Consider the following 22,489-nt stretch of genomic DNA (forward strand, 5'->3'; position numbering starts at 1 on the left):
TCCATGCTATAGAGCCGGCATGGACCCCCTCGCAATCAAGCTGATCGGCTTTGCCGCCGCCACCTGCACCACCGTCGCCTACGCGCCGCAGGTCATCAAGGTCTGGAAGACCCGCTCGGCGCGCGACATCTCGCTCGGCATGTTCCTGATCATGGTGCTGGGCCTGGCGCTCTGGCTCGTCTACGGCCTGCTCTCGGGCGACGCGCCACTGATCGCCTCGAACGCCGTCACCATGCTGCTCGCCGGCGGCATTCTGGTGATGAAGCTGAAATACGGGTGAGGTTGTCGCTGCGTAGGGTGGATTAGCCGAAGGCGTAATCCACCATCGAGCCGCAATGAAAGGGGTGGATTACGCTTCGCTAATCCACCCTACGATTCACCAAACACATACGACGCCATCGCGACGTTCGCGACCTCGTCGACGAAAACGCGCTTGCCCACATCACGACCAGCGGCACCAGCCGCGACCATCAGCGGCAGCAGATGGTCCTCACGCGGATGCGCAAGGCGGGCGCTCGGCGCGCTCTCCCAGTCGACCAGCATCGCGTTGCGGCGCGCAGGATCCGGATTGCCGATCGCCTCGTTCAGATAGGCCTCGAAATCATAGGAAACCGGCTTGGACTCCGCACGCCCGAAGCCGCGCATGTTGTGATAGGTCAGCCCGCTGCCGACGATCAAAATGCCTTCGTCCCGCAACGAGGCGATCGCCTGCCCGACCTTGATGTGCTCGGCCGCATCGTAAGTCGACTTCAGCGACAGCAGCACGATCGGCATGTCCGCGTTCGGATACATCAGGCCGAGCGGCACGAAGGTGCCGTGATCAAAACCCTGATTGGGATCCTCCCGGCAATCGAGGCCCGCGTGCTTGAGCAGCGCCCTCACCTCCGCGGCGAGCTCAGGCTGGCCCGGCGCCGGATATTTCAGGTGATAGGTATGCTCGGGGAAACCGTAATAATCGTACACCATCGGCGGATGCGCCGATGTGGACACGGTGAAGGCGTCGGCCTCCCAATGTCCTGATATGACGAGCACGGCCTTCGGTCTTTCGGGCAGAAGCTGCGGCAGCCGGCCGAACTCCGCGGCGGTTTTGGCATATTGCACCCGCCGGTCCTCCATGAACGGCCAGGGGCCGCCGCCATGCGACAGGAACAGGGTCGGAAATCGCGTCATGGGCGAAGGCTCATCTCAAAGGCAACATGCGCGTGTAGCTGTCCGCGCGATCGGCGGCGAGCATAGGCAAAGTCGTATGGTTAGCAAGTCGTTAACGATTTGCCGCCCACAATCGCAGCCGTGGCCGAAGGAGTCGGCCTGAAGACATGCGAGACGTGAGATGAAGAAGTTTGCGCTGGGGGACGTCGTCAACAGTGACAAGGGCCGCCGCGGCGTCGTTCGCGCCGCCTACCGGTCGAAGGAAGGCCAGCAGTTCTACGCCGTCGAGAAGGATGGCGCGATGGACCACCTCGAGGAACACCGGCTGACGCCGGCCCCACGCGTCGAGCTCGCGGCCTAGATCCAACTCCTTATCGTCGCGCTAGCGCGCGAGCCGGTCGAGATGCTCCGCAAAGGGATCGTCGCCGCTCGCGATGCGCTCGTTCGCGATCAGCAGCAGGCGATCGCCGCCTGCGGTCGCATCCCAATGCGGCAGATCCGGGCCGTTGGGATCACCGCTCTTTGCAAAATTGATCCAGTAGGCGCGCATGCGGTTCGCGACCTCGCGGTCGTGCCGTGAAAAGATGCCCGCGCCGGGTACGCCTTCCACGCCGAAGATGAATTGCAATTCCCGCCCGTGACCGCCTTCCGGATTTGCGCGCCGCGCCTCGGGCACATAGGCGAAGCGATAGCGGAAGACCGGCGCGCCGCTCGCAGTATGCAGCCGCGCGAGCAGCCTCACCGGTTCGGAGAAGACCTTGTCGGTATAGAACCTTGCCATCAGGTCCGAAGCTTTCGTGACATCAGGATAGAGCTTGCGCAATTCATCGATCGCGATGCCGGACGACGCGAGCTCCTTCGCGATGTCGGGTTCGCTGTCGAAATCCGTTTCGTCATCGTTGCAGCCGATGATCAGCGCAATCCGGCTTTCATGTCCGGCCGCAAAGCCTGTCGCGATATCTTCCGTCACATGAACCCGATCGATCGCCGGCGCAAAACCGTGCGGTGATGTCGCGAGCAGCTTCTGTTCGGCAGCCAACAGACGTCTCGGCACGGCTGCGCGCAAATCTGCGGGACGTCCGAGTTCAGTCACAAATTGCAGGCCCGCAGCCTCGGCCTCTTGCCGCGAGCGCAAGTGGACGCGGCCGGGCACCGATTGCAAAATGGCTTTCTGGAACAGACCGCGCGCCTCGTCGCACAGCATCAACAGCGCGATCGACGTCGCACCCGCGCCGCTGCCGAACAGGGTGACGTTATTGGGATCGCCGCCGAACGCCGCGATATTGTCGTGGACCCAATGCAGCGCCGCGATCTGGTCCATCAGCCCGTAATTTCCGGAGCCGCCTTCCGACAGCGCGGGATGGCTGAGCCAGCCGAGGGCGCCGAGGCGATAATTCACGGTCACGACGATGAGGCCGGCCTGCGCCAGCCTGGCGCCGTCGAACAGCGGGTCGTTCGCGGTACCGCTGACGAAAGCGCCGTCGTGGATGAACACCATCACCGGCAGCGGGCCGTCGACCCCGAAGGGGCGGAACACGTTCAGTGTCAGGCAATCCTCGCTCGCGTCCGCCAGCGACGGCTGGAGACAAGGCGCGCCGTAATCATAGGCCGTTCGCATCTCGGAACTCTCGGCCGTTGCCTGCGGCGGGCGCCAGCGCAGCTCGCCGACCGGCGGGGCTGCGTAAGCAAGCCCCTTGAAGAACGCCACCTCGCCTTCGACGGCGCCAAGCATCTGGCCTTCACGCGTCAGCGCAAACGGGAACTGCCCGACCGGCTGGGCGATGGCCGGGCCGGCGAGGCAAAGGACAACGGAAGCCGCAATGAGCGCAAGCAGGGACCGCATCTCTGGGGAGCTCGATGCGCGGAGAGGTTCCCGGCAGGTTACGTCCGCGGCCCGCAACGAGGCAAGCTAGTTGCCCTTGGCGATGATCTCCGCCAGCGCCCGCCTTGCGATGATGCCGAGCTCACCGAGCGTGGAGTGTCCGGCCCGCGCCGCTTCGATCAGGCGCTCGGCGATGAACCTGCGGCTGTCGTGATCGCCGCCGTGCGGCAGTTGGCGGCACGTCTCCTCAAGGACGACGTCCATGTTGGCTTTGGTTCGCTCACTCAACTCTGTCATGACGCCCTGGGCACGCGTGGCTTGTAGCCGCAAGCATACACAGACGGATGTGGTCTGATTAGCCCGGACTATCCCGGCGATTGTGCATCGCGGTGCGTGTGCCGCCACAACCTTCGCGCGATCGCGACGACCCCGCAAACGACTACCGAAGATTGCACTTGTTCTGGTGACAAGCCGAGCCTGCAGCGTTAGCCTGCCGGCAAACAAACAAATACACGGGAGGAATGCCATGCCGGACGCAATGGTTGCCGCACGTGAGTCCAACGCGGCGGGTGGAACCCAACAGGTCGACGTCGCCGTGGTCGGCGCCGGATTTGCCGGCCTTTATCTTCTCCATCGCCTGCGCAAGGCAGGCCTCTCGGCCGTCGGCCTCGAAGAGGCTCGCGATGTCGGCGGCACCTGGTACTGGAACCGCTATGCCGGCGCGCGCTGCGATATCCAGACCATCGATTACAGCTACACCTTCGATCCGGAACTCGAGACGGCCTGGACCTGGTCGGAGAAATACGCGACCCAACCCGAGATCCTGCGCTATCTCGGCTTCGTCGCCGACCGCTACGATCTGCGCCGCGACATCCGCTTCAAGACCAGGGTCACCGAAGCCAGATGGGACGAGAAAGCCGAACGCTGGCAGCTCACCACCGACAACGGTGCGCGGGTCTCCTGCCGCCATTACATCATGGCGACCGGATGCCTCTCCGCGCCAAAGCCGCCGGAGATCGACGGCGTCAAGGAATTTGAGGGCAAGGTCTATTTCACCGGCCGCTGGCCGCATGACGGCGTCAACCTCGCGGGAAAGCGCGTCGCCGTGATCGGCACGGGATCGTCGGCGATCCAGTCGATCCCGCTGATCGCCGAGCAGGCCGCGCATCTGACCGTGTTCCAGCGCACGCCGAACTTCGCGCTGCCCGCGGGTAACGGTCCGGCGCCGGAGGATCGCAGGACCTTCTTCGAAAGCGACCGCGCTGCCTATCGCGAGCAGGCGCGCCAATCGATGACGGGCGTGCCGTATCCGCAGCAGACGGTGGTGAGCTGGCAGTTGAGCGATGCCGAGCGTCGCGAGCGCTTCGAACGCGCCTGGGCCGCCGGCGACCTCGTCCACATCCTGACCCAGCTCTGGGCCGACCAGGGCGTGGATGTCGATGGCAATGCGCTGATCTGCGAGCTGATCCGCGAGAAGATCGCCGCGGCCGTCAAGGATCCGGAAACAGCGGCGGCGCTGATGCCGCACGACCATCCTTTCGGCGCCAAGCGTCCCTGTCTCGATACCAATTACTACGCGACCTACAACCGGCCGAACGTTGCGCTGGTCAATCTGCGCCAGGAGCCGATCAAGGCGATTACCGCAAGCGGTATCACCACAACCAAACGCAGCGTAGACGTCGACGTCATCGTGTTCGCGACCGGCTTCGACGCCATGACCGGCGCGATCCGCGCGGTGCACCCGATCACCGGGCGCGGCGGAAAATCCCTCACCGATGTCTGGGCGCAGGGGCCGCAAACCTATCTCGGGCTTACAGTCGAAGGCTTCCCGAACTTCTTCATGATCACCGGACCCGGCAGCCCGTCGGTGCTGTCGAACATGGCGGTGTCGATCGAGCAGCATGTCGACTGGGTCGTTGACCGCCTCGCCGCGCTACGCGACGCCGGCTTCACCACGATCGAGCCGACCGAGACGGCGCAGGCCGGCTGGAACAGGCACATGGCGGACTGCTCGATGGTGACGCTGCACCGGCTCGCCAACACCTGGTACACGGGCGCCAACGTGCCCGGCAAGGTGCAGGGCCTGATGCCCTATACCGGTGGCGTCGGCCCCTATCGCAGCATCTGCGACGAGGTGACCAGCCGCGGCATGCTCGGCTTCAAACTCACCGGCCCCGACGTCGCCGCGCAATGCAATGACGGTGAGGTGGTGCGGCTCCAGCCGGATGTGCGGCTGGTGCTGAACTTTCTCGCATCGCTGAACCTGCCGCCGATCGAGTCGATGGGCGCGCAGGGCGCGTGCGCCTTCGTCGACGAGTTCAACAAGGGCCGACCTGCCGGACGGCCGATCGGCGACATTGTCGACGGCACGCTGCCGGGCACCGACGGTCCGCTGCCCTATCGCGTCTACAAGCCGGCAACGCCGGGGCCGCATCCGGTCGTGGTCTATTTCCACGGCGGCGGTTGGGTGCTCGGCGACGAGCAGTCGGATGAGCCGTTCTGCCGCGACATGGTGCGGCGGACCGGCATGATGTTCGTCAGCGTCGGCTATCGCCATGCGCCGGAGCATCGCTTCCCGACCGCGGCCGAAGACGGCTATGCGGCGACGCGCTGGATCGCCGAGCATGCAACCGAGCTCGGCGGCAGACCGGGCCCGGTGCTGGTTGCCGGCTGGAGCGCCGGCGGCAACATCGCCGCGGTCACCTGCCAGCTGGCGCGCGACCGCGGCGGGCCGGAGATCGCCGGCCAGTTGCTGGTGTGCCCGGTGACGGACTGCACATTCGATCGTCCCTCCTACAACGACAACGCGACCGGCTACTTCCTGACGCGCTCGCTGATGTACTGGTTCTGGGACCTCTACTGCTCGCCGGCCGACCGCACCGATCCGCGCGTCTCGCCGCTGCGCGGCAAGGTCTCAGGCCTGCCGCCGGCCTTCGTCGTCACCTGCGAGTTCGATCCGCTGCGCGACGAGGGCATTGCCTATGCCGAGGCGATGGCGGCCGCGGGCGTGACGGTCGAGCAGCTCAAGGCGCGCGGCCATTTCCACTCGTCCTTTGCGATGGTGGACGTGATCATCACCGGCGCGCCGGGCCGGGTGCAGATGGCGCAAGCCTTGCGGCGCTTCGCCGGGCTTCCGCCGGAGGTCAGCCGCGACGACGCGCACAGCCACGGTCATGTCAGCCCGGGGCACCGGATCGCAGCGGCCGCGAGCTGAGCGGCGGCGGACCGGCCGGGCCGATCCGGTGATTGGTGTGGTCCCGATATCCACGCTCATTGGGCGTCGGGCGCGACGGCGCTGAGCCGGCCGGCGTTGTCAGCTGAGCAGCTGTGGCTGGTCCGGCAACAACGTCGAGGCCGCGATGAGGCCGCTTGCGGATGCAACAGCCGCAAGAAGCCAGGGCCATGCGTAGCCGGCAGCGGTGGCCTCATACGGCAGCGACGCACCGAGCGTCGCGATGCCCAGTGCGAAGCCGGCCTGGCGCATGACCACAGTCACTGCCGAAGCCATGCCGGTCTGGTCCGGAGGCACCAAGGCGACGACAGCACCCGACAGTTGCGGGTGCGCAAGCACCGCGCCAAGCCCTATCAACAGCATCGCGGTCGCCGCCGCGGCGAGAAGTACGCCCGTGTTCGGGAGCCAGCCACTCGCGACCAGCATCAAAGTGAGATTGCCCGCCAGCAGCACCAGCATCGCGGTCGCGAACAGCCGACGCCAGCCCCAGTGTTTTGCCAAACGGGCACCATAGGGCGGCAGCAGAAGCATCGGCAACGTCGCGCAGAGCAACGCGAAGCCGACCGATGAGCCTGTCCAGCCAAACGCTGCGCCCAGGAACGGCGGCAGGTAGACGAGGACGGCCCAGTATCCGATCGAGAGGGCAATCAGCAACGACGAAATTCCGATCATGACCGGCCGGCCGAATACAGCCGGGTCGAACATCGGCGCAGGCCGGCGCCGCTGCTGCATCGCGAACATGGCGAGCAAACACACACTTGCCCCGAGACCGACCGCAACCCGGACCGGTGCCGCACGCCCCATCAACAGGCTCTCGATCGCAAGACCAAGAGCAAACGTGAGAAGAATGACGCCGCTCCAATCCAGCGGACGATCGGCAGGACCGCGCGATTCCGCGACCAGCCGCGGGACGGCCAGAATAGCGAGCAGGCAAAGTGGGATATTGGCCAGGAAAATCCAGCGCCACCCGATCCAGGTCGAGACGAGCCCACCGAGCGTCGGCCCGAGAGCCATGGCTGTCCCCGAGATCACCCCCATCAGCGCGAATGCGCGGGCACGCTCGTCAGGCCGGGTATAGGTGCTCGCGAGCAGCGCGATGCCTCCGGTGATGACGAACGCTGCACCAAGCCCTTGAACTGCACGAGCTGCCCACAGCCCCGGGCCTCCCGTCGCAAAGCCGCAAGCGACCGAGCCCACCAGGAACACGATGTTGCCGCCGAGCAGGGCACGTCGTCGCCCATACCTGTCGGCAAGCGCACCGGCGGCCAGCAGTCCCCCGGTAAAGGCCAGACTGTAGGCATCCATGACCCAGGCATAGGCGGCGACGCCGAAACCGAGCTCGGTCGCCATGGCCGGCATGGCGACGACGACCGCCGTCACGTCGAATTGCGTCAAGAAGGCCGCCATGCCGAGCACCGCCGCCGGCAGCAGGTCGCGCCAACAGCACAGCGGCTGCGCATGGAGTTCGATCCCGGCCATCGTTTTCCAATCGTGAAAGCGTCTTCTGCCGATATGCACGCCAGCGCGGGCTGCACGCCAATGCGAGCTGTTCACATCGCCATGAAATTCATTCATGATGATGCAATGCGCTCATTTCCTCCTTTCGATGGCCTGATCGCGTTCGAGGCCGCCCTGCGACATGCGAGTGTCACACGCGCCTCGGCAGAGCTCGGGCTGACACAGAGCGCCGTCAGTCATCGCCTTCGCAAGCTCGAAGACTTCGTCGGCATGCCTCTGCTCATCCGACAACCAAGCGGCTTGAGCGCCACACCCGCCGGGATAGCCCTGTCGAACGAGTTGGCCGGCTTGCTCGAGCGGATGGCCGACTTGCGCGCGCTGTGCCGCGCTGCCGCGCCGCCTCCCGCCTTGAAAGTGGGCGTCGGCGCAGCGCTGGCCGACTACTGGCTCGTGCGCCGTTTGCCCCATTTCGCGGAAGCGCATCCCGGCATACCGGTCGAGCTTGCCATTCTCCAGGGTGACGCAGCCGCGAGGTCGGCAGATCTCGACGTCACGGTGCTGTGGCAACCGGCGGCAGGCTTGAGAGCAACGTCGACCCAGCGCTTGTTATTCCGTGAGCACGTGTACCCCGTCTGCCACCCCCGCCTGCTGCCAGGTCGGCGACCACTGGCCGACGTCACGCGGCTGAAATCCTTGCCGCTCTTGCACAAGGGCCGGGCGGGCGAAGACAGTGGGGCCGAGTGGTCCTGGACGACCTGGTTCGAGCGATTGGGGCTCGGCCGCCCTCCACCTGCGGAGATCCGTTTTGCAACAATAGCTACCGCCATAGCCGCCGCCCTCGCGGGCAACGGAATCGTGCTCGCACGCTCGCTGCTGGTTCAGGATGCGCTCAAGGACGGGAGGCTCGTGCGCGTGCTGCCGCAGTCGTGGGATTTGCCTTCGAACAAGACCCAGCTCGTGCGCTGGCCCGCGGCAATGGCCCAGGATCGCCGCGTGAAGGCGTTCGTCGACTGGGTCTTGCGGATTCCGAAAATTCCCGGCGGTTGAGCCTGACGCCGTGGCGGATTGGCGGGGAACAAATTCCCGGCCGGCGCGTTAGGGGGCTCGTGGCATTGAGATGCAGCGATAGGTGCGGGCCCCGGCACGCAGATCCACGTGCCGGGGCATTTTTGTATGAGTGAGGCAGGGCGATGGGGGATTTGGTTGCAGATTCAAAAGTCGATTTCGGTGCGCTTGCGGCCCTACATAAATGGCCGTCGCTTGCGAACCAGCGCCAGCCTGACCGGGAGGCCTACCAGATCAGCGAAGGGACGCTCGACGAGTGCATCTCGGCTTTCATGGCCAAGCCGGCGGCAACCCGGCACCTCTATGAGATCCACACAGTGGCCCAGCCGCCGCTGGTGACGGATATCCTCTCACCCGAGCACGTCATCGAACTGGCGCGGCTGAGAGAATTTCTCTGATTGCGTGCAGACTCCGTCTTCTGCAAACGCACGACAAGCTTCTCACCAATACAGGAACCTTCTTCCGGATTTTCCCGTTAACGGGGATCGGAAGCCAAGGCGTGAGTGTCTGAGATGCTTGAAGCTGGCGTACCATCCCCGGTCGTGCCCTATGGGGCAGACCAGACCCTGTTCGTGGTGATCGACCGCCGCGACCAGGCGACTGAAATCCGCATCGAGCGGAGCGATCTCGAAACCACGATCGGCGAGCTCGTTGCCGGCTGCTTCAACGATCCGATCAAGGTCATCTCGTTCAACACGCTCGAGCATTGGACGAAGGATATCTCGACCGATGTCGCCGGCGAGATCCGGGCGCGTTGCGACATCGATGGCGTGACGTTACCGGACTATCTCAGCGACTTCGTCGAGAGCCACACCTGATCGCACGTCGTTTGCTCTCAATCGCAGGCAACAAAAAAGCGCCGCTTCCGCGGCGCTTTTCGTGTGGCAACCTCAATGATGCCAGAACAATGCCAGCAGCAAAACGATCGGCAGCGGCACGCCAAGCAACCAAAGCAAAGCACCTCGTCCAAAGCCCATGATGTCCTCCTCATGCACTGCGAAGATGACGCAGGAGACGAGAGGAAGTTCCGCGCTTTGCAGCGAGGGCGAATGCGTTCAGTGCATGGTTTACGGGAGTTATGCCCGCCGCCTGCCGGCGATAACCTCGATCTCGCGGCGGCGTTCGCCGGCAAAAGTCAGGAGCTTTTCGATCGTCAGCGTATCCGTGATCCGTTTGGCGAGCCGCTCTGCACGCGCAGCCTGATCTTCGAGATACTGGATCGTGTTCAAGCGCCCGTCTCCCCAAAAGCCCCGAATTGTTTGGGTAGCCATGGTGCGCGAGAAGCGCCTAACAGCCGGTTAAGCGGCAACGTCTCAGGCCGACGAATTCAGCCTATCGCACGACATCGAGCCTGACATTGGTGACGCCCTTGTCGACCATGCCGAGCGCCTCGGCCGCGGAGGGCGAGATGTCGACCACGCGCCCGCGAACATAGGGCCCGCGATCGTTGACCCTGACGGTCACGAAGCGGCCGGAGGAGACATCAGTAACGCGCAGCTTTGTGCCGAACGGCAGCGAAGGATGGGCCGCGGTCAATTCGTTCTTGTCGAACCTCTCACCGCTCGCGGTCTCCGTATCCGAGTAGAAGCTGGCGACACCATGCGCGGCGGTCTGCTTTGCCTCATCGGCGGGGATGCGCGCCCGGCTGATCGGCCGCGGATGCAGCGCCGCGACCCGATGATGAGGTCGCTCGACCACCGCCTGCCTGTTGGTGCCGAGATCGGCCTTCTGGCGACCCACCGGCGATTGCGCGCACGCGGCGAGCGAGGCGGCAGCGATGACAGCGAGCAGCAATCGGCTCGAGCTTGCCAGCGCGATCCCTGCAGTTTCGGCACTTGCAAAGCGAGACATGATGCGCCCTCCGAACAACCCCAAGTTTCGGTGGGCAATCAGGGCAGAACCTTGGCTGAAGGAAAGCGGGGTTAGGGCCGCAGCCGTTTCGGGGCCGGCTGTGGCGATTCCACCACAGTCGATGTCCTGAATCGGGACAGACTCGCGAACAGATCAGCCCGATACGCCGCGCCAGGCGATCGGGCGCGGGCCCGGCTGATCCTCGCCAGGCTCGGCCTCACCCCTCAGAAGCCGTATCAGCTCACGCCGATAGAGCCGTCGCCAGCCGGTTTTCAGGCTGGCGAGAAAGTCGAGCTCTCGTTGTGTCAGTGTGCACATCATGAACCCGATCCGGTTGCGAGCGCCACGCCGTCAGCCGACGAGGCCCCCCATCGGTTTGACGTCGGCGCTGCCAGGGAAGACCGTCTCGGCCAGAATCTTCTCGTCGACGCGCAAATGATCCCTGAGCAGCCCCTTCAGCACGGCGCGCAGATCTGTGGTTGGCTTGAGATCGCGATCCTCGAACAGCTGCGCCGGCTTGAGGCCCGGCCAGTCCGCGATCACGCGGCCGCCGGTGAGCCCGCCGCCGATCAGGAACGCGACCGTGCCGGTGCCGTGGTCGGTGCCCTGCGTGCCGTTGATGCGCGCGGTGCGGCCAAACTCGGTGACGACGGCGACCACCGTCTCGTGCCACACCTCGCTCATGTTGCTTTCGATCGCGGCAAACGCACCGTCGAGCGCGCCGAGCAGATTGTAGAGCTGGCCTGAGGCCGCGCCTTCGGCGATGTGCGTGTCCCAGCCGACAAAACCCATCGCGCCGACGCGCGGCCCGTCGGGCTTGGCGAGGTAGCGCGCGGCGGTGCCCGCCGCCTCGGCAAAGTAAGCGCGCACGCGCGCGATGCCCGGAGGCATCAGCGTCGGATCGTCCAACATCGGATCGCCGGTGCCCATCGCGCCGTCGAGCGAGGCGAGCTTCATGCGGGCCTGGAGCACGGTCGCAAGCTTCGGATCGGTGTGCTGGTAGAGATCGAGCAGGCGGTTCTGCGTGTCCTGGCTCGCCGGCAAGAGCTTTTGCGGCACCCATGTCATGACCGGCGCAGAGCCGCGCACCACCAGCGGCGTCACCGAGCCGATGCCGAGCGCGCGGCTGCCGCGCGGGTCGACACGGCCGCCCGATTCCATCGCGAGCAGCGCGCGGTTGAGCCATCCCGAGCTGGTCATGCCGGGCTTGACGAGCCCGCTCTCCAGCACGTCCTGGCCGTCGAAATGCGAGCGCTCGCGATAGGGCGTCGCGGCGGCGTGGACGATCGCGGCCTTGCCGTTCCTGTAGAGCCGGTGCAGGTTCGGCATCGCCGGGTTGAGCGCGAAGAAAGAATCGAGCGGCAGTGCCGGCGGCTTGCCGTCCAACAGCAGCGCGCGATCCCCGCGCAACGAAACCCAGTCGGGGTCGCCGACCGGCGCGACTGCACCGAGGCCGTCGAGCGCGCCGCGCAGGATGACGACGAGCAGCCGCGGATCGCGTCCCTCGGCGCGCGCGATCCGCGGCATCTGGCTCCATGCGAGCAGCGCACCGGAGCCGACCAGAAGTTCGCGCCGCGTGGGCAGATGATTGTCAAAGCCCATGCTCACCTCCTCTGAAAATCCGCCGACATGAACAGCAGCGCGAGCGCCTGCTGCCGGCTCTCCGCGCGGCCGACCGCCTGCTTCACCTCGGGTGCGATCTCGGACGCGAAGACGTCCTCGATGATCGCTTGAGGATCAGCAGTGGCCGCCACGCGCTCGGCAAAATTGTTGGCGATGTCGAGCCGCCGGCCGACGCCGTCGATCCAGCTCGCCTCGTCATCCGGATAGCCCTTGGGCGCCGACGGCCGCCAAAGCCCCTCGCCGAGCAGCTGCTGGCCCGCTGTGAAACGCGCGGGGTCGACGACCGTGATCCCGGTCGCGCGCACCATGCCAACGCCCCATTCGCTCGGACGCTTCAGTTTCGACGGCGGCCCGCGCCACGCATCGTCCGAGGACACCATGGTGATCGCGACCTGCTTGAGATCGCCCTCGGCATCGTGGAAGGTCTTCGCCATCTGCTCGACCAGCCCCGGTGGTGGCTCGTCGGCCACGAAATGCCGTGCGAGCTTGGTCGCGACATGGGTCGCGGTGGCCGGATGCGCGGCGAGATCGCGCAGCACGGCGCGGCCCTGCTCGGCGTCCTCCTGTTCGTAGCGCTTGCCGAGCACGGTCTGCCCACCGGGTTCGTGTAGCCGTGGATTGAAGACGAATTCGCCGCCGTGCTCGGGATTGTCGCCGGGCGGAACAAGCGTCCATCCCGTCAACACATTGGCGAAGCTGATCACGTCGTCCTGGGTGTAGCCGGTGCGCACACCGAGGGTGTGCAGCTCCATGATCTCGCGCGCGATGTTCTCGTTGAGGCCGCGGCTGCGATTGATTCCCGCGGTCGAATTCGCGCCCATCGATTCCAGATTGTCGAGATAGAACAGCATCGCCGGATGGCCTTCGACGGCCAAGAGAAGATCGACGAAGCGGCCGAGCGTATTGGCGCGAACGGCTTCGCGCTCATAGGCGCCGGACATGCTCTGGATCTTGTTGGCCGAGATGCAGAAATGGTTGGACCAGAACCACACCAGCCGCTCGGCAAAGCCGATGTCGGCGGCAAGGGCTGCTTCCGTGCGTAGCTTGGCTTCCTGCAAATAGATCGGACGCCCGGGATCGGGAACGGCTTCGGCCGCCTGCTTGGCCGCCATCTCGGCGGCGTCCTTGTCCTGACCTTGAGCCTGGCCTTGCCCTTGCGTTTGATCTTCGGGCATGACGGGCGCCGCAGCCATCTGCTGCTTCTTGGCCTGCTGCTGCGCCTGCTTCGCACGCGCCGCACGCCGCGCATTGGCGTCGGCAACAGTACGATACGCCTTGGCACTCGCGGGAAGGACGGCGGCGGCGGTCAGCGTGAGCGGCCGGTCGAGTTCGGCGATCAGCGCACCGCGCGGGTCGGTGCCGACAGCGGCAATCGATCCCGGCCGTGGCCCCATGCCGAAGCGATGAAGCGCCAGCACAGCTTCGGCCTTTGCAGAATTGCTCATGGCGAACGCCCAACTCTCTCGAGCCTGCCGGCGCCAAGCCGGATTAGGCTACGAACCGTAATGCTACATAACGTAGCACTCAGAGCCCGCCCCTGCAAGCGGAGATTGAGGCATCTCCGTGCGGTATCGCGAGCCGCCCGTCCGGTGCGACGGACGGGCGGCCGCAACGATCCTAGAAGTTGGGCCCGAGCGCGATCTTGGTGATCGTGCCGTTCCTGACACCGATCCGCCATTCCGCCGAGCCGTTGGCAAACTGGGCGATGTAAATGTCGCTGTCGAGCGCGGTGACGCCGCGGAATGACATCGCGCGCAGCGCGCCAAGCTTCGCCAAGATCGCCTGGTCGAACGGAAGCTGCTGGCGCGTGATGTCGGCGACTTCCGACGTCATGTGCTCGTAATCGGGTTGTCCCTTGCCGACGCCCTCGATATAGCGGCGCAGCATCTCCTCGCCATTGGCGATCGGAACGGCGCGGCGTGCCGCGCGTCCCGGCTTTGCACCGAGGCTCATAGCCTCGACATTGTGGAAGCGGGTCTGCCGGCCCGGCACCAACACTTCAAGGCACCGCCCTGACTTGTCGGCAATCACCCAGGCATTGTTCACGGAGGTCGTGACAGCCCAGCTCATGTTGGGCCTGACGACGCTCTCGGCCTTGCGATTGCCGTCGGCGTCGAGATTGAAGACGCGGATGTCGTCGCCCATCTCGTTGTAGACCATGATCCGGATCGGCGAGGTGCCGGCGCGGCCGCGCATAGTCGCCTCATCGGCGCAAGGCACGATGCCGCCGAGCTCGTCATTGCCATCGGCCCGGAACAGGACGTCGCCGGCCTTGCCGTCGGGCTCGAGCAGCAGGCGGAATTCGGCCGTGCCGTTCTCGAACTTGGCACCATAGATGTCGTAGCCACCGGGGCCGACGCCGCGGAAGAAGATTGACTCGACCGCGCCGAGCGCCACGAATGTCGCCTGCGCATCATCGAGCTGGCGGTGGATCTTGGCAGCCAGCGGCGCGCTCATGCGATCGTAGTTCGGCGTGCCCCGGCGCATATCCTCGATCCCGCGCAGAATCAGTTCCTTGCCGCCGATCATCGGGACCTGCTCCCGGAAGCGATCCGGAACTTCCGCGACACGGCGCGCGAAATCGGCCTCGATCGCCTGCGCCTGCGCCGCGTCGATCCGCGGCGCGAGACGGGCGCCGAACATCGCGTTCTGGACCAGCACGCGCGAGACCCTGGCTTGCTCGTCGCGCAGGAAGATCAGGAGATTGTCACCATGGATCGAGAAGACGTCGGCGCCCTCGGCGAGCAGCGCCGCCCGGCCCTGCACGGTCTCCTGCACCTGAAGCCGATCCCCGTCGCGGCGCACGGTGAGCACGCGGTTCGGCGCGACCCGGTACCAGCCGACATACTGGTCGAGCGATCCGGAATCGGCGGCCGACGTCGGCATCTCGGCCACGCGCACCGCGCGGATGTCGCGGCCGTTCATGTGCAGCATCAGCCCGGCGGAGCGGCGCTCCGCATCGGCTGAGAACGTGATCTCGCCGGACGAGGCCGTGTAGGACGCGATACCGTCACTGCCCACCGTCAGGCGCAATTTGCGCTGCCCGGTGAGCTGGCCATAGACCTCGTCACCCTCGCGGAAGATCGCGAACACCGAGGCCGGGCCCATGGCGTAGAAATTGACGAACGGGCGGTAATGCTGAGCCGGCACCTCGCCAAGGTCCGCGACGCCAGGCGCGGGGTCCGGCGTGCGATAGGCGATCATGCCGGCGGACACGATCACGACCGGAACGATCGCGGCCGCGATCCACATCCGCTTGCGCCAGCCGACCGCGACGGGCATCGCGGCAGCCGCGATGATGCGCTCGACGCGTGCGCGCACGGTCGAGGCCCGCGCCATCGCGAGCTCGACGGGGCGCGGCTTCACGCTGCTGGCAAAATCGAGCAGGATTTCCGCGTAGGACAGCCGGTCGTCGATGACCTCGATCGCCTGCGCATCGCTGATGATCTCGGCGAGCTCGGCAAGACGCGCGAGCTGCCACCACGAGAACGGGCTGAACCAGAACACAGCGCGGTTCAGCGCTGCGAGCAGGAGGATGTAGAAATCGCGGTTGGCGACATGAGCGCCTTCATGCGCGAGCACCGCGAGACGCTTCTTGGCGTCCCAGCCGAAAAATTGCGGCGGCACCAGAATGGTCGAGCCGAAAGTGACGGGGCCGCCGACATCGCGGCTGACCCGCACGTCGGCGTCGATCATCTGCGGGCCCCTCATCGGCTTCGCCGCGCGCGCCAGGCGCCAGGTCAGGCCGAGGCCGATCGCAAGCCGCAGCAGCAACAGGCCGGCAACACCGGCATAGACCACCGTGGCTAACAGCCACCAGTTGACCGAGACGACGCTTTTCACCGGCGGCGCAACGGCCGCGCCGGGCGGAATCGGCAGCGCTGGCTGCGATGTCTCCAGCATCGAGATGTCAGCCGGCAGAAAATCATCCGGCATGGAGACGGGCAACGGCAGCCGGGTGATCGTGAGCGTCGGCCAATGCATCACGAAGGGCATCGCCAGCGACGCGAACAGCACAACGACCCACGCCGTCATGAGAACGTGCGGATTGCGCACGCGAAACACGGTGAGACCGAACCAGACGACGCCTCCCAGCACAAGGGAGCGCAGCGCCGCCTCCGCCAGAGTTGCGATCATTCTTTCTTCACTCCCCTCGCCTTCTTCGCTTTGGCCACCTGGTCGGCCAGCGTGCGCAATTGCTGCTGGTCGAGCATCGCATTGTCCACCATGCCGACAAGGACTTCTTCCATCGAGCCGTTGCAGAACCAGTCGACGATGCGCTGCACCGCCTTGGCCGCAACCCGTGAGCGCTCTTCGGCCGCATGGTAGACATAGGTGCGTCCGTCCACCGTGTGGTGAGCATAACCCTTTTCCTCGAGCCGGCGCAGCACCGTGCGGACGGTCGATTCCTTCAGACGACGCGACAGCCGCTCGCGCACGATTTCGGCCGTGACAGGACCATGAGCCCAAACCAATTGCATGACCTCGTGCTCGAGGTCGCCCAGTTCGGGCAAACGATCGTCCATGGCGGCTTACCTTGCAGATTGAGTTTCTTGTAACGCTACGGATCGTCGCATATAGGACCGCGCCGCGCAACGGCGATTCCAGCGGAAATGGCGGGTTGAGACTGACCTAATCGGGCTCGGGTTATCGCAAAAGGTCGTCATTCCCGGGCTTGTCCCGGGCATCCACGTTCTTCGTGCTGCTAGGCAAAACGTGGATGGCCGGGACAAGCCCGGCCATGACGGTGTGGGAGCAGTCAGTACTTCGGCTCGTACATCTGCGACTGGATCAGGCTCTTCACGTCGTTGGGCGCCGGGCCGTCGGCAAGCCCGCGCTGATAGGCGACGTCGGCCACCGCAACCGCGATGCGGGCCGAGACCTCGCGAATGCGAGGGAGCGCCGGATAGAGGCTGCCCTGCGCGAGGTCGTCCTTGCCGACGCAATCGGCCAGGGTGTGAGCTGCCGCCATGAACATCTCGTCCGTCACCAGCCGCGAACGGCTGGCGATGACGCCGAGGCCGACGCCGGGGAAGATGTAGGAGTTGTTGCCCTGGCGCGGCACGAAAGTGCGGCCGTTGAGTTTTACGGGATCATAGGGACTGCCGCAGGCGAACAGTGCGCGGCCCTCGGTGTAACGGTAGGCATCCTCGGCCGAACATTCGGCCTTCGAGGTCGGGTTCGACAGTGCGAACACGATCGGCTGCTCGTTGAGCTCGGCCATCGCCTTCAGCACCTCGGGCGTGAAGGCGCCGCCGACCGCGGCGACGCCGATGATCGCCGTCGGCTTCAGCGTCCTGATCGCGGTGAGGAAGTCCGAGATTGGCGCCTGATCCCTGTGCGCATAGCGCAGCTTGTGGCCGTGAAGGCCGTCGCGGCTGCCGACGACGAGGCCGCGGGAATCCACCAGCCAATTGCGGCGGAGTGCTTCGGCTTCCGACGCGCCCTCAGCCATCATGGCGGAGACCACGAGATCGGCGATGCCGGTCGCCGCCTCGCCTGCGCCGAGGAACAGGATTCTCTGATCTTTCAATTTGCCGCCGTTGACGCGGAGCGCCGAGAACAGGCCGGCGAGCGCCACCGCCGCGGTACCCTGGATATCGTCGTTGAAGACACAGGCCTCGTCGCGGTATTTATGCAGCAGCTTGAATGCCGAGTGATTGGCAAAGTCCTCGAACTGGATCAGTACGCCGGGAAAAGTCTTTCGCGCGGCAACCATGAACTCGTCGACGAAGCTGTCATAGGCCTCGCCCGTGAGACGCCGCTCGCGCAGGCCGAGATAATAGGGATCGTTCAAAAGCTCCTCGTTGTTGGTGCCGACGTCGAGCACAACAGGCAGGCAATGCTCGGGATGCACGCCGGCGCATGCCGAATAGAGCGAGAGCTTTCCGACCGGAATGCCCATGCCATTGGCGCCGAGATCGCCCAGGCCAAGAATGCGCTCGCCGTCGGTGACGACGATGAGCTTTGCGGGATTGGGCCAGTTCTTCAGGATGTCCGCGATCTGGCCGCGATCGCGCGAGGAGATGAACATGCCGCGCGGCCGCTGGTAGATCAGGCCGTATTTCTGGCAGGCGAGCCCGACGGTCGGCGTGTAGATGATCGGCTGGATCTCGTCGATATTGTCGACGACGACGCGGAAGAACAGCGCCTCGTTACGGTCATGCAGCGCGTTCAACGCGACGAATTTTTCCAGGTCGGTCGGTAGCGTGCGCAGATTGACGAGCACGCGCTCGACCTGCGTCTCCATCGTCAGCACGCAAGGCGGCAACAGGCCGCGCAGGCCGAGCGCGGTGCGCTCCGCTTCGGTGAAGGCGGTGCCCTTGTTGAGCAAGGGATCGCGCAGCAGCGTCATGCCATGCGAATGATCGGACGATGTCGGCTGGGCCACGACCCGGGCAGGTCTATTCACGAATTCCCCCAAGGAGTTTCTTATTGAACCACAGGCATTGTCGGCCACCACTCCCCCGAGATCAAGGACGTAGCACCCCGCGCATCGATTGTGATCTCGCACCGCAGCGAGGTTTTCGGTGCGCACGACAAAAGGTTAACGCTGCGAGGCTACTCGGGCTTGATATCGGCGGCCTTCACGATCGGCCACCACTTTTCAGTCTCCACCTTCTGGAAGGCGCCGAGCGCCGCGGGCGTCTGCTGATCGGGTGGTGGAATCTCCTGCCCCAATTCGGCAAAGCGCTGCTTCACCGACGGATCGGCAAGCGCGGCTGTGATCGCGGCATTCAGCTTTGTGACGATGTCCTTCGGCGTGTTCTTCGGTGCCCAGATGCCGTGCCAGTAGGAGATGTAGAGGCCGGGCAAGCCCGCTTCGTCGACGGTCGGAATGTCAGGCGCGGATGCAAGCCTTGTCGGCGAGGTCACGGCGAACGCCTTGATCGCACCGTTCTTGTAATGCGGCAGCGAGTTCGAGGCCTGGTCGAACATGATGTCGATCTGGCCGGCCACGAGATCGATCATGGCGGGCCCTGCGCCGCGATAGGGCACGAACTGGAAGTCGGTGCCGGTCTTCTCCTTGAAGAAGACGCCGGCGACATGGGCGCCGGTGCCGGCGCCAGCCGTCCCGGCTGTGGCCTTGCCCGGATTGGACTTCAGCCAGGCGATCATCTCTTTCAGATTGTTGGCCTCGAGCGACTTCCGGCCGACGATCAGTTGCGTCCCCATTGCGATGGTCGCGACCGGCTCGAAATCGGCGATCACGTCATAGGGCAGCTTGAAGATCGCGCCGTTGAGCACATGGGTGCCCCAATGGCCGATCGTGATCGTCGTGCCGTCAGGCGTCGCGCGTGCGACGCGGGCACCGGCAATGCTGCCGGAGGCGCCCGCCACGTTCTCGACCACGATTGTCGTGTGCAATTCGGCTGCGATCCGCTCGGACAGGATTCGCGCAAGCGTGTCAGTCGGGCCGCCCGCCGCGAACGGCACCACGAGAGTAATGGGGCGGGACGGAAACGGCTGGGCGCTTCCCGGCGCAGTCCAAGCCGCACATCCAATCAACGCGCATGCGACAATCAGATGACCGCGCAATCCGGCCCACAGCCCCCGCATCAGTCTCTCCCACCCTTTTTGCCGCCGCGTGTTGTCAGCGGGCTGGAACCGGAGTGAACGCTGCCGGGTGAGCAGAGGCAAGTCGGAATTTTTGCGGAGCGCCTATCCGGCCGCCCGCCTTGGCGTCAAATGGGCCGCGTTGTCCGCTGGCGGCGCAACGTGCATCAGAATGGTCTGGGTGGCGGATGCGACCTCGATGCCGTTCTGCTGGAAGCGCTGCTTCATGCGGCGGTTGAATTCGCGCTGGACGGGCCAGCGCCCTGCCTCGGTGCAGCGGATCTGGCCGACGATCGACACCATGGCGCCATCGACCTTGTCGATGCCCCACAGCTCGAGGTCGCCGCGGATTGCCGCGCGAAACTCCGGCTCGCGGCGCATCTCGTCGACGATGTCCTTGAGGATCTGGCCGGCGCGATCGGTATCCTCCTTGTAGGCGACATTGACGCTGACGGACGCATTGCCGGCGCCGCGGCTGGCATTGGTGATGGTCGTGACCGCGCTGAACGGCACGATATGCACGGCGCCGTCGCCGGCGCGCAGGCGGATGGTGCGGATCGAGACGTTCTCGACCACGCCCGACAGCCCGGACACGCTGACGGTGTCGCCGACCTGCACCGTGTTCTCCAGCAGCAAAAACAGGCCGGTGATGAGATCCTGCACCAGCTTCTGCGAACCGAAGCCGATCGCGATGCCGACGATGCCGGCGCCCGCGAGCAGCGGCGCGACATTGACGCCGATCTCGCTGAGCGTTGTGAGGCCGACGACGGTCGCGATCAGGCAGAGCAGCGCAGTGCGCAGCATCGGCTGGAAGGTGCGCAGCCGTGCAGCGCGGGCGTAGTGCCCATCGCGCGATAGCGTGTTGATCTGGCGGTCCAGCAACGCGTTGCTGGCTTCCCAGATCGCAGCAGCAATGCCTGCGGCGAGAGCGATCGTGACCACGGCCGAGATCAGCCGGCTGCCGATCTGGCCGCCATAGAACCAGACGATGGCGTCCACGCCCCAGACTTCGAGCATGGCCACGAAGCCGATGAAGGCGATCACGCCGGACACGACCTTGCGCAGCAGCGGCAGATAGCGGTTGGCCCGGACTTCGAGACCCGGAAAGCGCTGGAGGATCTCCGGCTTGATGCGGAAGCCGCGGTCGATCAGGCCCAGCGTCAGCATGATGGCGACGCGCGTGATCAGCGCCACCACGACGGTGCCGACGAAATATTGCAGCAGCAGCGAATAGCCGTTGCGGATGTTGAGCGCCCACACCGCCCACAGCGCAAGGTCCAGCGCGATGGCAAGATAATGCCAGCCACCGGCGATGCGGTTGCGCAGGCGCGCTGCGATGCCCTGGCGTTCGGCCGGCGCACGAATGGCCTCGGCGACCTGGCGACGGCATTGCAGGATGATGACGACGATGAAGAGATGCACGACCAGCATCACCATGCGGAGCAGCGCGGCGTAGCCGGCACGATGCAGGCCGAGCAGCAGCGCCACATTGGCAAAGGCGATGCCGGAGACGCCGACGCCGACGATGCGGCGCGCCCAGATCTCGATATAGGCCGCCGTCTCGGCGCGAACCGGAAACAGGCCGAACGGTCCCGCCAGCGCACGGACCACGCAGATGAGCCCACGTGAGAACGCATAGGCGTTGGCGACCGCGAGGATCACGAGGCGGACGGTGGTGGGCTCACCGATCTCCGTTCCGAGCAGCGCGGTGGCGACGCCCACGAAGACGAACACCGGAAGCAGCTCGAGCACGAAGCGCCCGAGCACGAAAGGCAGCCGCAGCATGACCTGCCAGATCCGCAGCAGATTGTGGTGGCGCCTGTGCAGTTCGGGCGCGGGGGTGACATCGGCCACCGAGGACGGCGGATCGGCGATCGGCAGCGCCTGGGCCGGCAGACGCGCGGTTTGCGGCACGCGCCCTTCCAGAAACGCGACCGGACGCCTGATCATGCGGAAGAGCACCCATTCCGCCGCGAGCGCGCAGCCGAGCACCAGCGCGAGCTTCCAGGCGATCTCGATCAGCAGATTGTAGGCCGCGGGATCGTTCGCGGTGCGCACGATCCAGTAATAGAAGGCCGGGAAATGCGTGAGCGTCCGCGCCATGTCGGCGACATCGCGCGAGATCTCGCCGATCTCCTCGGACACCGTGAGCAGAAGCTGCGCGCCGAGGCCGTCAGCCGACAGCGGGATTGGCGACTTCTGCTCGGGCGCGGGCTGTTGCGGGCCTGAAGCATTCGCGATTGCGCGCAACGTGTCGATCATCTGCGCGCGCTTCTTGTCGTCCTGAAGCGTTTCCAGTGCGCGTTTCGCCTCGTCCGGCGACAGCGCAGCAGCGTTGCTGGCAGCCGGCGCCTGCGGCTCGGCGCGGACACTGGAGAGAGAGGAGATGACGAGGAAGATGATGGCGAGGAGCGCCGGGGCAAGCTTATGCGACACGCGGATTCCTTGAAAAAATGAAAATGCGCCGGCGGCGGTCGAATCGTCACCGCACCAAGCGCATGCGTCATGTCGGATGCCGCTATTCGCCCCGATCGTGTGTCGGAAGTTTGCCTAAACCGCGATGAGATTGGGATGAATCGTCATCTCGCTTTAGGTTGTTGTTTTCGCATGATCTTTTCGGAAAACCGCTTCACACTTTTCCGGATCATGCTTGATGAGGCGACAATCTCTTGGCATTTCCTACGATGCAGTGAATGCGCCCAAAACGCACAGCGCCGGGCAGGTAGGGGCTT

Annotated in this window: 20 protein-coding genes; 6 read left to right on the plus strand and 14 right to left on the minus strand. The window is 65.3% G+C overall.

All coding sequences use genetic code 11. The features are described 5' to 3' along the window. Window positions 1-19 precede the first annotated feature (19 nt). The gene (locus B5V03_RS21820) at window positions 20-280 is read left to right on the plus strand and encodes a SemiSWEET transporter (RefSeq protein ID WP_129272454.1); all 261 of its coding nucleotides are present in this window, start codon (window positions 20-22) and stop codon (window positions 278-280) included. Between the two features lie 89 nt (window positions 281-369). Here the strand turns inward: B5V03_RS21820 and B5V03_RS21825 are convergent, their stop codons facing one another. After that, complete coding sequence (locus tag B5V03_RS21825; RefSeq protein WP_129272455.1) at window positions 370-1,170, minus strand: DODA-type extradiol aromatic ring-opening family dioxygenase; 801 nt, start codon at window positions 1,168-1,170, stop codon at window positions 370-372. A gap of 160 nt (window positions 1,171-1,330) precedes the next feature. Between B5V03_RS21825 and B5V03_RS21830 the strand changes: the two genes are divergently transcribed. Beyond that, window positions 1,331-1,510 carry a hypothetical protein gene (locus tag B5V03_RS21830; RefSeq protein WP_129272456.1) on the plus strand — a complete coding sequence of 60 codons (180 nt, stop codon included), beginning with the start codon at window positions 1,331-1,333 and terminating at the stop codon, window positions 1,508-1,510. 21 nt (window positions 1,511-1,531) lie between these two features. Here the strand turns inward: B5V03_RS21830 and B5V03_RS21835 are convergent, their stop codons facing one another. Together B5V03_RS21835 and B5V03_RS21840 are read right to left on the minus strand one after the other, a co-directional pair. Beyond that, complete coding sequence (locus tag B5V03_RS21835) at window positions 1,532-2,992, minus strand: carboxylesterase/lipase family protein (RefSeq protein WP_129272457.1); 1,461 nt, start codon at window positions 2,990-2,992, stop codon at window positions 1,532-1,534. A gap of 66 nt (window positions 2,993-3,058) precedes the next feature. Further along, window positions 3,059-3,268 carry a hypothetical protein gene (locus B5V03_RS21840; RefSeq protein WP_129272458.1) on the minus strand — a complete coding sequence of 70 codons (210 nt, stop codon included), beginning with the start codon at window positions 3,266-3,268 and terminating at the stop codon, window positions 3,059-3,061. A gap of 229 nt (window positions 3,269-3,497) precedes the next feature. On the opposite strand from B5V03_RS21840, the gene B5V03_RS21845 reads away from it, so the two are divergent. Further along, window positions 3,498-6,185: a flavin-containing monooxygenase gene (locus tag B5V03_RS21845; protein WP_129272459.1), complete on the plus strand. Its 2,688-nt coding sequence runs from the start codon at window positions 3,498-3,500 to the stop codon at window positions 6,183-6,185. Between the two features lie 99 nt (window positions 6,186-6,284). Here B5V03_RS21845 and B5V03_RS21850 read toward each other — a convergent pair whose 3' ends face one another. Then, window positions 6,285-7,682, minus strand: a complete 1,398-nt coding sequence (locus B5V03_RS21850) for an MFS transporter (protein WP_129272460.1) — start codon at window positions 7,680-7,682, stop codon at window positions 6,285-6,287. On the opposite strand from B5V03_RS21850, the gene B5V03_RS21855 reads away from it, so the two are divergent. The 3 genes from B5V03_RS21855 to B5V03_RS41565 all read left to right on the plus strand — a co-directional run bounded on the left by B5V03_RS21855 (window position 7,662) and on the right by B5V03_RS41565 (window position 9,544). Beyond that, entirely contained in the window at window positions 7,662-8,708 is a 1,047-nt protein-coding gene (locus B5V03_RS21855; RefSeq protein ID WP_245502290.1) for a LysR substrate-binding domain-containing protein, read from the plus strand. The two genes, B5V03_RS21850 and B5V03_RS21855, sit on opposite strands and share 21 nt — an antisense overlap. Window positions 8,709-8,851: 143 nt before the next feature. After that, window positions 8,852-9,124, plus strand: a complete 273-nt coding sequence (locus B5V03_RS21860) for a hypothetical protein (RefSeq protein WP_129272461.1) — start codon at window positions 8,852-8,854, stop codon at window positions 9,122-9,124. Between the two features lie 114 nt (window positions 9,125-9,238). Next, on the plus strand, window positions 9,239-9,544 hold the full coding sequence (locus tag B5V03_RS41565; protein ID WP_164988190.1) for a hypothetical protein: 306 nt from the start codon (window positions 9,239-9,241) through the stop codon (window positions 9,542-9,544). A gap of 258 nt (window positions 9,545-9,802) precedes the next feature. On the opposite strand, the gene B5V03_RS41570 is transcribed toward B5V03_RS41565, so the two are convergent. The 10 genes from B5V03_RS41570 to B5V03_RS21905 form a co-directional block, all read right to left on the minus strand. Next, the gene (locus B5V03_RS41570) at window positions 9,803-9,955 is read right to left on the minus strand and encodes a hypothetical protein (RefSeq protein ID WP_164988191.1); all 153 of its coding nucleotides are present in this window, start codon (window positions 9,953-9,955) and stop codon (window positions 9,803-9,805) included. 103 nt (window positions 9,956-10,058) lie between these two features. After that, window positions 10,059-10,577 carry a septal ring lytic transglycosylase RlpA family protein gene (locus B5V03_RS21870; protein WP_129272462.1) on the minus strand — a complete coding sequence of 173 codons (519 nt, stop codon included), beginning with the start codon at window positions 10,575-10,577 and terminating at the stop codon, window positions 10,059-10,061. A gap of 153 nt (window positions 10,578-10,730) precedes the next feature. Continuing rightward, window positions 10,731-10,898 carry a hypothetical protein gene (locus B5V03_RS41575; RefSeq protein ID WP_164988192.1) on the minus strand — a complete coding sequence of 56 codons (168 nt, stop codon included), beginning with the start codon at window positions 10,896-10,898 and terminating at the stop codon, window positions 10,731-10,733. Between the two features lie 30 nt (window positions 10,899-10,928). Further along, a complete protein-coding gene (locus tag B5V03_RS21875; protein WP_129272463.1) occupies window positions 10,929-12,179 on the minus strand; it encodes a DUF1501 domain-containing protein in 1,251 nt (416 codons plus the stop codon). A gap of 2 nt (window positions 12,180-12,181) precedes the next feature. Beyond that, window positions 12,182-13,645 (minus strand): DUF1800 domain-containing protein, encoded by a 1,464-nt coding sequence (locus B5V03_RS21880; protein WP_129272464.1) that lies wholly within the window; start codon window positions 13,643-13,645, stop codon window positions 12,182-12,184. A 172-nt stretch (window positions 13,646-13,817) separates the two neighbouring features. Next, window positions 13,818-16,337, minus strand: a complete 2,520-nt coding sequence (locus B5V03_RS21885) for a M56 family metallopeptidase (RefSeq protein ID WP_129272465.1) — start codon at window positions 16,335-16,337, stop codon at window positions 13,818-13,820. Further along, the gene (locus B5V03_RS21890; RefSeq protein ID WP_129272466.1) at window positions 16,334-16,726 is read right to left on the minus strand and encodes a BlaI/MecI/CopY family transcriptional regulator; all 393 of its coding nucleotides are present in this window, start codon (window positions 16,724-16,726) and stop codon (window positions 16,334-16,336) included. The genes B5V03_RS21885 and B5V03_RS21890 overlap by 4 nt, the downstream gene beginning before the upstream one ends. A gap of 233 nt (window positions 16,727-16,959) precedes the next feature. After that, window positions 16,960-18,591, minus strand: coding sequence for an NAD-dependent malic enzyme (locus tag B5V03_RS21895; RefSeq protein WP_129272618.1), 1,632 nt, complete (start codon window positions 18,589-18,591; stop codon window positions 16,960-16,962). Window positions 18,592-18,761: 170 nt separating this feature from the next. Further along, entirely contained in the window at window positions 18,762-19,760 is a 999-nt protein-coding gene (locus tag B5V03_RS21900; protein WP_129272467.1) for a Bug family tripartite tricarboxylate transporter substrate binding protein, read from the minus strand. A gap of 102 nt (window positions 19,761-19,862) precedes the next feature. Continuing rightward, the gene (locus B5V03_RS21905; RefSeq protein WP_129272468.1) at window positions 19,863-22,193 is read right to left on the minus strand and encodes a mechanosensitive ion channel domain-containing protein; all 2,331 of its coding nucleotides are present in this window, start codon (window positions 22,191-22,193) and stop codon (window positions 19,863-19,865) included. Window positions 22,194-22,489: the final 296 nt, after the last annotated feature.

This window comes from Bradyrhizobium betae (assembly GCF_004123905.1).
GTDB lineage: Bacteria > Pseudomonadota > Alphaproteobacteria > Rhizobiales > Xanthobacteraceae > Bradyrhizobium > Bradyrhizobium betae_A.

What these genes read in the sequence shown, in the direction of transcription:
- B5V03_RS21820 (WP_129272454.1), top strand. Translation starts at nt 20, where the DNA reads ATGGACCCCCTCGCAATCAAGCTGATCGGCTTTGCCGCCGCCACCTGC.
- B5V03_RS21825 (WP_129272455.1), bottom strand. Translation starts at nt 1,170, where the DNA reads ATGACGCGATTTCCGACCCTGTTCCTGTCGCATGGCGGCGGCCCCTGG.
- B5V03_RS21830 (WP_129272456.1), top strand. Translation starts at nt 1,331, where the DNA reads ATGAAGAAGTTTGCGCTGGGGGACGTCGTCAACAGTGACAAGGGCCGC.
- B5V03_RS21835 (WP_129272457.1), bottom strand. Translation starts at nt 2,992, where the DNA reads ATGCGGTCCCTGCTTGCGCTCATTGCGGCTTCCGTTGTCCTTTGCCTC.
- B5V03_RS21840 (WP_129272458.1), bottom strand. Translation starts at nt 3,268, where the DNA reads ATGACAGAGTTGAGTGAGCGAACCAAAGCCAACATGGACGTCGTCCTT.
- B5V03_RS21845 (WP_129272459.1), top strand. Translation starts at nt 3,498, where the DNA reads ATGCCGGACGCAATGGTTGCCGCACGTGAGTCCAACGCGGCGGGTGGA.
- B5V03_RS21855 (WP_245502290.1), top strand. Translation starts at nt 7,662, where the DNA reads ATGGAGTTCGATCCCGGCCATCGTTTTCCAATCGTGAAAGCGTCTTCT.
- B5V03_RS21850 (WP_129272460.1), bottom strand. Translation starts at nt 7,682, where the DNA reads ATGGCCGGGATCGAACTCCATGCGCAGCCGCTGTGCTGTTGGCGCGAC.
- B5V03_RS21860 (WP_129272461.1), top strand. Translation starts at nt 8,852, where the DNA reads ATGGGGGATTTGGTTGCAGATTCAAAAGTCGATTTCGGTGCGCTTGCG.
- B5V03_RS41565 (WP_164988190.1), top strand. Translation starts at nt 9,239, where the DNA reads ATGCTTGAAGCTGGCGTACCATCCCCGGTCGTGCCCTATGGGGCAGAC.
- B5V03_RS21870 (WP_129272462.1), bottom strand. Translation starts at nt 10,577, where the DNA reads ATGTCTCGCTTTGCAAGTGCCGAAACTGCAGGGATCGCGCTGGCAAGC.
- B5V03_RS41575 (WP_164988192.1), bottom strand. Translation starts at nt 10,898, where the DNA reads ATGATGTGCACACTGACACAACGAGAGCTCGACTTTCTCGCCAGCCTG.
- B5V03_RS21875 (WP_129272463.1), bottom strand. Translation starts at nt 12,179, where the DNA reads ATGGGCTTTGACAATCATCTGCCCACGCGGCGCGAACTTCTGGTCGGC.
- B5V03_RS21880 (WP_129272464.1), bottom strand. Translation starts at nt 13,645, where the DNA reads ATGAGCAATTCTGCAAAGGCCGAAGCTGTGCTGGCGCTTCATCGCTTC.
- B5V03_RS21885 (WP_129272465.1), bottom strand. Translation starts at nt 16,337, where the DNA reads ATGATCGCAACTCTGGCGGAGGCGGCGCTGCGCTCCCTTGTGCTGGGA.
- B5V03_RS21890 (WP_129272466.1), bottom strand. Translation starts at nt 16,726, where the DNA reads ATGGACGATCGTTTGCCCGAACTGGGCGACCTCGAGCACGAGGTCATG.
- B5V03_RS21900 (WP_129272467.1), bottom strand. Translation starts at nt 19,760, where the DNA reads ATGCGGGGGCTGTGGGCCGGATTGCGCGGTCATCTGATTGTCGCATGC.